The organism is Sulfurimonas sp. (genome assembly GCF_023228785.1).
Taxonomy (GTDB): domain Bacteria; phylum Campylobacterota; class Campylobacteria; order Campylobacterales; family Sulfurimonadaceae; genus Sulfurimonas.
In genome coordinates, this window is the sequence record NZ_JALOAN010000011.1 from 56,407 (window position 1) to 66,820 (window position 10,414).

Sequence of the window (10,414 nt, forward strand, 5' to 3'; positions counted from 1 at the left end):
GACATTTAAGAGTTAGTTTTTATGATGGCAGTTGAAAATATCACTCCATCTACGCCCAAAATTGCCAACTCTTCGATCTCATCTTCATCCTCTATGTGAACTAAAATTTTTGCATCAAATAGATAGTTATTTGCAATGCGCGTGGCAGTAGAAGCCAGCTCTTTTTGCACTAAAATAAAAGAAGCTCCAAGTGAAGATGCATAGATAAGTTCTCTTATATCTTCTACTCCTACAGCTAAGCTTATCTCGTTTGCTTTGCAGTAGTTTATGATCTCTAAATTGTCTTCACTAAAGTCTAAATAGATAGTAGAGTTTGACGGAGTATTATCTATAGCATCTATATTTTGTGTATGATAAAAGTTTACACTATCGATAAATCTATGACCAAATATAAACATTATGACCTCTTTAAACACTCTTGTGAGCAGTAGTATTTGTTGTTACTGATAATCGTATCATCTACTTCACAGTAGATCCCACACTGTTCGCAACTCACCATATCGTTTGCTAGGGAGTCTTTTTTATTATGTTTTACTTGTGGCTTTTTTTTGATAAATACAAAGTACACAACTGCGATAAGTACAATAACTAAAATCCATTGCATTAGTCTTCTCCTATGAGTAAATAGTGTCTATTTTTAGTCTTTATGACCTTGTGTTTGAGGCTTGGATCTACTTCATCGTAAACTCTCTCACCTTTGTAAAAGAGTAGTTTTGAATCTTCATCTCTAAAGTTTTTACTCAGATCTAATAGCATCTTTGTATCTGTAACTGCTCTTGAAGTTACAATATCGAAGATCTCGCTATCCATCTGCTCGACTCTTTTTTTAACAACTTTAACATTAAGAAGCTTCAAATCAGCCTTTACAAACTGTAAAAAACTAGCTCTTTTTGCTAATGGTTCAACTAAAGTTACTTGTGTGTTTGGTAAGGCAAAAGCTAAAATCATACCAGGAAAACCAGCACCCGTTCCTATATCTAGGAGAGTTTTAGCAGGTGGTAAAAAAGAGATAGGAAAAACTGCATCATAGATAAACTCATCTATAGTTTTTTCACCTTTTGCACCTGTTAAGTTATGAACCTTGTTCCACTTAAAAAGAAGTTCTTTATACTTTTGTACATTGTAAAAAAAGTTATCAGGTAGCGTGATGTTATCGTAAGAGAGAGTAGCTTTCAAATCCACAAAAATCCTTTAAAAGAGACATTTTAGCATAAGTTTAAATGGAGATTTAAATCAAATGTCCCATCTTGTCTTTTTTAACATTTAAGTAGTCTTCATTATATATGTTAGAGTCCATAATAATTGGGATCCGTTCTATAATTTCTATATTACTTATAGAGTTTATTTTGTCTGGATTATTTGTTAGTAGTTTTATCTTTTTTATGTTGAAATGTTCTAAAATTCTAGTTACTATTTCATAAGTTCTCTCATCAGCACGAAAGCCAAGTTGATGATTTGCCTCTATAGTGTTTAAGCCCATATCTTGGAGTGCGTAGGCATTTATCTTGTTTAAGAGTCCGATATTTCGCCCCTCTTGTCTTAGGTAGATAACCATACCATTTGAAGCCTCAGCTAACTTTAGTGCAAACTCTAGCTGGTCACGACAGTCACACTTCAAGCTTCCTATAGCATCACCCGTTAAACACTCAGAGTGAACTCTTACTATTGGTACTTCTGCTAAGTCATCTTTATATATAACAAGATGCTCTTTTTGACCCTCTTTAAAGGCTTTTACTTTGAAATCTCCAAACCTAGAAGGTAAGTTTGCGACCTCTGAAATCTTTATATTCAATACATGTACCCTAGTTTAAACTTTAAAACGATAAAATAAATTTTTATAAAATTATAGCTAAAAAAGGTTTATTATGTTTCAAAGATTTCGTAGAACTCGTTTAAAGGGGCAACTTCGCTCATTAGTAAGAGAGACAACGCTTAGTAAAAATGACTTTATCTATCCACTTTTTGTTCGCTCAGGCGAGGGAATAAAGACAGAAGTTTCTTCTATGCCAGGCGTGTTTCAGATGAGTTTAGATGAGATCTTAAAAGAGTGCGTGGAGCTTAAAAAACTTGGACTTTATTCTATTCTTCTCTTTGGTATTCCTGATGTTAAAGACTCCATTGGATCTGATTCGCTTTGTGAGCATGGTATTATTGCAACTGCAATTCGTGCTATAAAACAAGAGCACCCAGAGATGTTTATTGTAACGGATCTATGCTTTTGCGAATATACAGATCATGGGCATTGTGGGATTATCGATGAGGTTAATGAAACCGTAAACAACGATGCTACGCTTGAGATCTCGGCAGAGCAAGCTATTATTCACGCAAAAGCTGGAGCTGATATGATTGCTCCTTCTGGCATGATGGATGGGATCATAGTAACACTTCGCGAAGCACTAGATGAAAATGGCTATGAAAATCTTCCTATTATGGCATATTCGACCAAATTTGCATCTGGGTACTATGGACCGTTTCGTGATGTAGCAGAGTCAACTCCATCTTTTGGAGATAGATCTAGCTACCAGATGGATCCAGCAAACAGACGAGAGGCTATAAATGAATCTATATCAGATGAGATCCAAGGCGCCGATATATTGATGGTAAAACCTGCACTTGCGTATTTAGATATAGTTAGAGACATAAGAGAAAACACTTCACTTCCACTGGCCGTATATAATGTAAGTGGCGAGTATGCAATGTTAAAAGCGGCTGGAGCAAGAGATCTGATAGACTATGATAGAGTTGTGATGGAGACTATGATAGGCTTTAAGAGAGCTGGTGCGGATATTATTATCTCTTACCATGCCAAAGAAGTTGCAAAGATGCTAGAAATAGTATAGAATAACAATCGATAATATATGGGGAATAAATTGAGACATTTTTTAACATTAAAAGATTTTACAAAAGAAGAGATACTTGAAATTGTTGACTTAGGTTTACAGATCAAAAAAAATCTCAAAGCCAAGATCTACAAAAAAGAGCTAGAGAACCAAACCCTAGCAATGATTTTTGAGAAGAGCTCAACAAGAACTAGAGTTAGTTTTGAAACTGGAATGTTTCAGCTTGGTGGTCACGCACTTTTTCTATCAAACCGTGATATCCACCTAGGAAGAGGTGAACCTATTAAAGATACAGCTAGGGTGATCTCTAGTATGTGCGATATGGTAATGATAAGAACATTTGAGCAGTCTATGATAGAAGAGTTTGCAAGCTATTCAAAAGTTCCTGTGATTAACGGATTGACAGACTCATTTCATCCAGTTCAACTCTTAGCAGACTACATGACTTTAGTGGAGTACGAGGCACATGAAAATATAGTTTGTGCCTATATTGGAGATGGAAACAATATGACTCACTCATGGATGATACTAGCCGCAAAGCTTGGATTTGAGTTAAGAATAGCTACTCCAAAAGGTTATGAAGTTGATGATGCAATACTCAAAGAAGCTCTTATGTTAGCAAAAGAGAGTGGGGCGACTATAAAAACCATGAATGATCCAAATGAAGCTGCAACAGGTGCTAATGTTATCACAACAGACACTTGGACATCTATGGGGCAAGAAGAAGAAAAAGATCAAAGAATCAAAACATTTAAAGGCTTTATAGTAGACGAAAAACTAATGCTTTTAGCTCACAAAGATGCTAGATTTTTACACTGTTTGCCAGCATATAGAGGATTGGAAGTTAGCGAGGATGTATTAGAAAAACATTCAGAGATGGTGTTTAATGAAGCAGAAAATAGGCTTCATGCACAAAAAGGACTTATGGTTTGGCTAGATAAAAAGAGAGGTGTATAATGAAACTATTTTTACTGTTTACTTTGCTAGTGTCTGCTCTTTATAGTGCAAAGGTGGTTGAAGTTGCACAGGAGTATCAAAGCTCACAAAAATGCAAAGCTTGTCACTTAGAGATAGTAAAAGATTGGGAAGATTCTTGGCATGCAAAAAGCCACTACGATAAAGACGAATATTTTTCAAAAAGTATAGAATATGTAGCTAGAAAAAGTAGAAAAAGTCCAAACAGTGTAAAAGTACAATGTGCAACTTGTCACAATCCACGTATTGCAGTAACAGATACTGGCTTAGATTATGAGATCCAAGTCCTAATGGATCTAGATGGAAATTCTAAAGTAAATGAAGCTATAGAGAGTAGTGTTATAAATGAAGGTATTAACTGTGTTGTTTGTCATAATATTGACAAAATTCATCATGATAGGGATGATTCTTTTAGAGGTATGGATCGTGTAAGTTGGACAAAATCAGGTTTAATGGTAGGTCCATTTGATAATACTACATCACCTTATCATAAGAATGAGCATAGGGATTTTATGGATACAAAGTCAGATGAACTCTGTTTTGTTTGTCATGCAAATGATAGATCTGTAAATGGCATAGTCTTTACCAATATGCAAGATGAATATAAAAAGCAAGAAAAGGGTTGTGTTGATTGTCATATGGGCGCACAAACTTTAGGTGTAGCTTCTACACTTAGAACGGAAAAAGGTCATACAAGAAAAAGAGAAGTTAGAAAGCACTCGTTTCCTGGTGCACATACTCAAGAGATGTGGGTAAATGCATTAACGCTTGAACTTTGGCAAGAACAAGATGAGATTTTAATAGCTCTAAAAAATCCTCAGCCACATAACATTCCAAGTGGTTTTGGATCAAGAGAATTAATAATAGATATAACATATATGAAGCTTGATCAGGTAGTTGAGAGTAAATCTATCTCTTTAACAAGACACTACACAAGAAGAAAAGGTAAACCAACAATCCCACATCTCGCAGAAGAGATGTCAGAAGACATAAGCATACCAGCAGATGGAAAAAAAGTACTAAAAGTAAAAAAAGAAGCAGATGCCTCAAGTGTTGAAGTTAAGGTTTATTATCGTCTTGTAAACGAGGAAGTTCACTCTATACTTGACTTAAAAGAAGCAATATGGTCTAAAAAATTCTTTGTAAATTCGAAAAGTTTAAACTTAAAATAGTAGTCTAGGATGAAATATATAGAAGTTTAAAGCTTTATAATTCTCCTATCCCTTCTATATAGAATTTAAATTAGTATTATTTCATATCAAATAGAGTTATCATTCTATATTTTTACAAATTTAAACTATAGTTACTTTCTAGCTTGATTGAACCATCTGATTAATCTATAAACTAGATTCCGTGTCAAGCACGGAATGACGGGAAGCAAGTCATCCTGAACAAAACAAAACCATCATTCCGAACAAACAAACACGTCAACCTAAACAAACACGTCATCCTGAACAAACAAGCCATCCTGAACTTGATTCAGGATCTAACTTAATAATTGTTCAGAGCACTCAATTAATAATAGATAAGTTATTTTTTAAAGTTGCATCTATAATGCTACATATTCTTTTTGAATTGTAGAACATTTATATGTACTCAAATAGTAGGACATGCTAAATATATAAATGATGGTAAATTTGATTTTAATCTTTATTAGGGTTGTAGAGAGTTATAAGCTTATTTTCTAAAGTGTTGTAAAAGTGGTTATTTTAGGGGGTTATTGACTGTTTATGGTGCGATCGGAGAGATTTGAAAAACTACACCCCTTTAATTCAATTTATATTTATATATTTTCACACTGCAATCGTGCATTATTCCATGCTCTTTACTGTATCTGCATTCTAACATGTGTGTATCTACATTCATATTTTTTATATCATTTATTCTATTATTTTTTGTGTATACTCCATTTGATAACCCTATTATAGACAATCTGCATTCATTCACAATCTTATATCTTCTCTCAAATTTATCGCATACTACATTTAGTACACCATTGTCAATTAAATATCTTTTTAAATAAAATTCTCCATATATAGAACTATTTGATTTTAATTTTTTATTATGTTTATTCATATATATTTTTGAGTCTGATTTTAACTTTAATATATTGTTATTGTAGTCTGTGAACTTTGCTAGTAAATTTGAAGCTATTAATATCATTATTATTATTTTCATGTTTCAATACCTTATTTTAAGTTAAATTTTCCATTACTCGCATCATCTTTGATTTGTTCCAATCTCTCTAAATGCTTTCTTGTTTCTTCTATACTTTGGTCTAGTGCCATACCTTGATTTATCAATCTAACTAAGTCTGGTTTTTCTTTTTCCCAGTTGTATAGTGTTTTTAGTGATATTCCTAGTGTTTTTGCTAATTTATTTTTATTCATTTTGTAAATCTTTCATAATGACCTCTTATTTTATGTAATTATTACAATAATAAGCACAATTTTATTATAGTTTAAGTTTGTAACTGTTACAATATAAGTATAAATAAAGTGTAACTATTACATCAGGAGTGACAAATGCAAGTAAATATCCAAAACATTCAAAGATCTACTCTCTTCTCTGACTTCTTCGGTTTAGAGTTAATTTGGAGTAATGAATATTTAACATATATTCAAACTACTGTTAATAATGTCACTTCTAGTCTCTGCAAAACTGCAAAGTCTACGACTCATAATATCAAAAAATCTCTTAATCGTGCCAATATACAAATTTTAGCTATGAAAGTAAGTATAAAAAACATGATTAGATTTATTAAAAATTTAAATAAGAGAGTTAACTCTCATAAGGAAGTGACAAAATGAAAAATAAAATCCAAAATTTAGAAAATAAGGTTGAGACGATGAACATCAATGAGATAAGAAGCTTGATTGCTAAACGAAGAGCTAAACTGATAGAAGACTATATGAGAGAGGCTTATTTAACAACTACTCAAGAAGAGTTTTTGAATAGTGACTCTAAGTTGAAAGAGCTTGAGACAAAATTTGAAGCTATTAAAAAGCGTACACCATTAAACGAAAGATAAGCATGAGTAAGAAATTAAAAGAAAAATTTGAGATAGTATCAAAACAAATAGAACATTTAGAGACACTAAGAGATTTATTTGTAAGTGAGGGCGAATGTCCTTTAAAATTAGAAGACAATATAGCTTTTCTTGAGGGTAAACAATACGAAATACATTTAAAAATAGAAGAGTTAGATAAATCGCATTCACATAATGGCTAGTCAAGTTTGATGTAAGTCGATGATGTCACGGAGCAATGGCGAGAACTCCGTTAACAAAGCTTGTCCCCCTCTATCAGTCACTTCTTAGAGGGTTAATAATAAGAAGTGATTTAGTTAAGTTCTTAAAGCATAAAAGAGAAAAAAGAAAAGTAGGTTTATTTTTTTATCCTGCGAAACAAAAAATATCTTTTATGTTTTAAAAACTTAATTATTGATAGTGATTAAGTAAATTTAATAACTCACTAAGGAGTGACACATGACAGCACATTTTATAGGAAGACTTTTAGAAGTTAGACCAGTTGAGACTAAGGACAACAAAACGGACAAAATCAAATATAGTACAGAATTAACTGTAATGTTTGAGGGAATAACAGAAGATGGTTATCTAAAGCCTAGTGTTGAGAGTATATATGCAGATGAAGAGGATTATGATGTTTTCAAAGACAAAAAAGGCTCTTATGTTGCAATACCTTATAACCTAAGCGTTAATCAATGGGGTCAAAAATATTACTATGACAAAGCAATGCCAGTCCTAGAACTACCAAGTAATCCTCTCGATTATTCAAAGTTTGACAGAACAAAGGTTAAAAAGTCTAGTTAATTTAGTTTAGAGATGTTGAGTTAAAAGCTTGATATCTCAATATATAGGAGTTAAGAAAATGGAAGAATTAGAAGATTTAAAAGAAAAACTAAGAGAGATAAATGAGTCTCTTTGGGAACTTAGTCAAGTTTCTCCTTCTGATTTTAGTGGCGTTGATTATTACACAAGATACGATAGATTAGAAGAAACAAAGCAAAATCTTTTAACAGAAATAGAAGAAATAGAAAATGATTTAGGAATTAATTACGATAGTTATAGTGATTGTGCTTTTTAAATAGCATCGCAGATAGAGAGCGTTAGCTCGTTGTGCTAATACGCTACTTATTGGAAATTGTTAAAACTCTTTTTAATCGGTTGTGTTTGGCACTAGTCTGAGGAACGAAGTTTCTCCCTATAAGAGAAAAAAAATATTTTAGTTTTTAATAATTTTGCTCTAAGTGGTCGTAATATGACTTAAAGCAGAGTTATTACGGACTCTAGCACCATTTTTTGTAAGGGGGAAATCATGGAAAGATTTCAAAAAATTTCTAAAAAAGTTGCTGATAAATTCAGTCAATCAAAAGTAGCGGTAGTATCTGCTGGAACTGCAATTATGGCAACTGCTTCACAAGCGGCTGTAACTATGCCTGAACCAACTTATACAGATATCGAAGCAGCTGCTGCAATCGGTTTTGCTATAGCTATCACTGTTGGCTTACTTATGAAAGCTAAAAGATTTTTCTCTTAGTAGAGAAATCACATATAAAGAGGTGGTCTTCCCCTCCTCTTTGACTTATAAAAGGGTTTAAAAATGAAAAAATTATTATTAATTACTTCTTTTTTATTTTTAAGTACTTTAATGAACGCTTCTGTAACTATACAAGGTATATATTTTAACGATTATGAAGAAAAAGCAAGTTTATATCTATGCAATTATTATCCACTTCAAGCATTTATAGATTTAGGTCTATCAAATAGACAATCAAAGAGAATTATAGACAATCGTGTAAATATATATACTTCTTTATCTGATATGCAAAATATCAACTCTCTTGACTCTTATGATTTAGACAGAATAAAAAAACAAAGTCATTTGATAGATTGGAATGTTTATACGGATGATTTTGGAATGACTCTACATCAGACTAATTTTCTTTATGGTCTTACTGGTGCTTTAATTGGTTTTACTTTTTTGTTCGGTTTTATACAAATTATAATAAGTGAGGAGTTTAAATAATGGATTGTCTACCTATTTTAAATATTACTAGTTTTGATTGTTTCTTCTCAATTTTTATATATTTTACTCTTTTCTTAATGGTCATCTTTGCTTCTGCAAAGCTTCTAAGAGGTTAATAATATGAAACTAAAATCATTTATATTATTACTTTTAGTTTTAAATAGCTCTCTTTTTTCATATGATTTATATTATATAGATATTGAGAAAGATGAAACTACTTATTATGATGATACTTATGTCGATGACTATACAGTATGTAGATACAATAGTGATATCGGCAAATTTATCTATTCTTCTAAAACAGCTGCTCCTTATTATGGTACTCTTCTTGGTAATGCTATTGACAATGTATGTCCCTTAACACATAATGATAATCAATTAAATTATGCTAATAGTACTTTTGTCTCTACAAGTACCTCATATTTAACGACTGGAATTTGTGAGAAATATGGTACTAGCTTTGGGATGAAACTCTCTCATCGTGATCAGCATACTATTTATAAATGTCCTTATATTAAACCAATTTGTGAAGCTCCCGAAGTTTGGAATGAAGATACATATCAATGTGAAGTCCCACCTCTTGAATGTACAGAAAATGAATTATTAAATGAAAATAACGAGTGTGTGCCTTTAGATAGTTTGTTTCCTGAAGATTTTCCTAATGATGACGATGGAACTAACGGCAAAACTACTACGGGTTCCATTCCTACAACTTTAGAGGGTTGTAATGAAATGGAGCGTTATAACTCTAGTCTCGGAATTGTCGAGGTTTTAGGTTGGGATTATCAAACTGAAACTTGTAAAGTAGTTGCTTTTAAATGTAATCAAGGGCGTGTTTTAGATCATAATACAAATAAATGTATTATTCCTCCAGACAATGCTAAATTAGGTGGTGGCGATATTTGTCCAAATGACAATTGGGCGAGGCGTTGGACTCACGACTTTTGTGGGGATTGTGTTGGTACTGTTGGCGTGTGGTTTCCTCCTCTTGGTCACGAAGAAAGCGGAATGAAATGTAATAAAGCTTATATAGAGTATCAATGTGTTAAAGATTATAGAATTAAAAAATATATGGAAGTTTCTTGCGGTGATCCTATCCCACATGAAAGTGAAACAAATCATATAGATATGGATAATCTCAATCCCTCACAAACTGTTGACACAAATGTCTCAAATCTTCCAGCTATAGACCCTACCCAAGCAAATTTATCAACTGTTGAAAATTTAAGAGCTATAGAGTCGGCTATTAAAGACAATCTAAGTCCAAAAATTGATACAGTTAATCAAAACTTAGTTAATACAAATGATAAGCTTTCAAATATAAGTAATCAAATTGGAGACTCAAACTCTAAATTAAATGGTATTAAATCAAGTCTTGACAATATAAACGATACTTTAAACACTACTGGAGATGGTATAAATCTCTCTGATATGGATTTAGATGATAGCGGTCTTGATGATACTAAAAGCATTATGGATAATTTTGCTGATAATGTTTCAGAACTAACTAGCGGTATAACATCAATTGAAGAAAAATTTACAGAAACAAAA

17 protein-coding genes are annotated in these 10,414 nt (G+C 32.3%); 11 read left to right on the forward strand and 6 right to left on the reverse strand.

Annotation, left to right across the window (positions count from 1 at the left end; translation table 11 throughout):
- Positions 1-5: 5 nt before the first annotated feature.
- Genes M0Q24_RS04405 through ribA form a run of 4 tightly spaced genes read right to left on the reverse strand, consistent with a single transcriptional unit; the run spans position 6 to position 1,792 of the window.
- Positions 6-398: a hypothetical protein gene (locus M0Q24_RS04405; RefSeq protein ID WP_295047794.1), complete on the reverse strand. Its 393-nt coding sequence runs from the start codon at positions 396-398 to the stop codon at positions 6-8.
- A complete protein-coding gene (locus tag M0Q24_RS04410; RefSeq protein WP_295047796.1) occupies positions 398-604 on the reverse strand; it encodes a PP0621 family protein in 207 nt (68 codons plus the stop codon). Before M0Q24_RS04410 ends, M0Q24_RS04405 begins: the two co-directional genes overlap by 1 nt.
- Positions 604-1,182: a 16S rRNA (guanine(527)-N(7))-methyltransferase RsmG gene (rsmG, locus tag M0Q24_RS04415; RefSeq protein WP_295047798.1), complete on the reverse strand. Its 579-nt coding sequence runs from the start codon at positions 1,180-1,182 to the stop codon at positions 604-606. Before rsmG ends, M0Q24_RS04410 begins: the two co-directional genes overlap by 1 nt.
- Positions 1,183-1,228: 46 nt before the next feature.
- Complete coding sequence (gene ribA, locus M0Q24_RS04420) at positions 1,229-1,792, reverse strand: GTP cyclohydrolase II (protein WP_295047800.1); 564 nt, start codon at positions 1,790-1,792, stop codon at positions 1,229-1,231.
- Between the two features lie 73 nt (positions 1,793-1,865).
- Between ribA and hemB the strand changes: the two genes are divergently transcribed.
- Genes hemB through M0Q24_RS04435 form a run of 3 tightly spaced genes read left to right on the forward strand, consistent with a single transcriptional unit; the run spans position 1,866 to position 4,987 of the window.
- Positions 1,866-2,840 (forward strand): porphobilinogen synthase, encoded by a 975-nt coding sequence (gene hemB / locus M0Q24_RS04425; RefSeq protein ID WP_295047802.1) that lies wholly within the window; start codon positions 1,866-1,868, stop codon positions 2,838-2,840.
- A gap of 30 nt (positions 2,841-2,870) precedes the next feature.
- The gene (gene argF / locus M0Q24_RS04430) at positions 2,871-3,797 is read left to right on the forward strand and encodes an ornithine carbamoyltransferase (RefSeq protein ID WP_295047804.1); all 927 of its coding nucleotides are present in this window, start codon (positions 2,871-2,873) and stop codon (positions 3,795-3,797) included.
- Positions 3,797-4,987, forward strand: a complete 1,191-nt coding sequence (locus tag M0Q24_RS04435; protein ID WP_295047806.1) for a multiheme c-type cytochrome — start codon at positions 3,797-3,799, stop codon at positions 4,985-4,987. The genes argF and M0Q24_RS04435 overlap by 1 nt, the downstream gene beginning before the upstream one ends.
- A gap of 595 nt (positions 4,988-5,582) precedes the next feature.
- On the opposite strand, the gene M0Q24_RS04440 is transcribed toward M0Q24_RS04435, so the two are convergent.
- Together M0Q24_RS04440 and M0Q24_RS04445 are read right to left on the reverse strand one after the other, a co-directional pair.
- Entirely contained in the window at positions 5,583-5,993 is a 411-nt protein-coding gene (locus M0Q24_RS04440; protein ID WP_295047808.1) for a hypothetical protein, read from the reverse strand.
- An 11-nt stretch (positions 5,994-6,004) separates the two neighbouring features.
- The gene (locus tag M0Q24_RS04445) at positions 6,005-6,205 is read right to left on the reverse strand and encodes a hypothetical protein (RefSeq protein WP_295047810.1); all 201 of its coding nucleotides are present in this window, start codon (positions 6,203-6,205) and stop codon (positions 6,005-6,007) included.
- Between the two features lie 135 nt (positions 6,206-6,340).
- Here M0Q24_RS04445 and M0Q24_RS04450 point away from each other — a divergent pair, with 135 nt between their 5' ends.
- The 8 genes from M0Q24_RS04450 to M0Q24_RS04485 form a co-directional block, all read left to right on the forward strand.
- Positions 6,341-6,625 (forward strand): hypothetical protein, encoded by a 285-nt coding sequence (locus tag M0Q24_RS04450; protein WP_295047812.1) that lies wholly within the window; start codon positions 6,341-6,343, stop codon positions 6,623-6,625.
- Entirely contained in the window at positions 6,622-6,846 is a 225-nt protein-coding gene (locus M0Q24_RS04455; RefSeq protein WP_295047814.1) for a hypothetical protein, read from the forward strand. Before M0Q24_RS04450 ends, M0Q24_RS04455 begins: the two co-directional genes overlap by 4 nt.
- A gap of 2 nt (positions 6,847-6,848) precedes the next feature.
- Positions 6,849-7,046, forward strand: coding sequence for a hypothetical protein (locus tag M0Q24_RS04460; protein WP_295047815.1), 198 nt, complete (start codon positions 6,849-6,851; stop codon positions 7,044-7,046).
- A gap of 256 nt (positions 7,047-7,302) precedes the next feature.
- Positions 7,303-7,647, forward strand: coding sequence for a hypothetical protein (locus tag M0Q24_RS04465; protein ID WP_295047817.1), 345 nt, complete (start codon positions 7,303-7,305; stop codon positions 7,645-7,647).
- Positions 7,648-7,705: 58 nt separating this feature from the next.
- Positions 7,706-7,921 carry a hypothetical protein gene (locus M0Q24_RS04470; RefSeq protein ID WP_295047819.1) on the forward strand — a complete coding sequence of 72 codons (216 nt, stop codon included), beginning with the start codon at positions 7,706-7,708 and terminating at the stop codon, positions 7,919-7,921.
- Between the two features lie 231 nt (positions 7,922-8,152).
- Positions 8,153-8,374, forward strand: coding sequence for a hypothetical protein (locus M0Q24_RS04475; protein ID WP_295047821.1), 222 nt, complete (start codon positions 8,153-8,155; stop codon positions 8,372-8,374).
- 63 nt (positions 8,375-8,437) lie between these two features.
- On the forward strand, positions 8,438-8,863 hold the full coding sequence (locus M0Q24_RS04480) for a hypothetical protein (protein WP_295047822.1): 426 nt from the start codon (positions 8,438-8,440) through the stop codon (positions 8,861-8,863).
- Positions 8,864-8,983: 120 nt separating this feature from the next.
- Positions 8,984-10,414: hypothetical protein (locus M0Q24_RS04485; protein ID WP_295047823.1), on the forward strand; the 1,431-nt coding region annotated here is incomplete at its 3' end.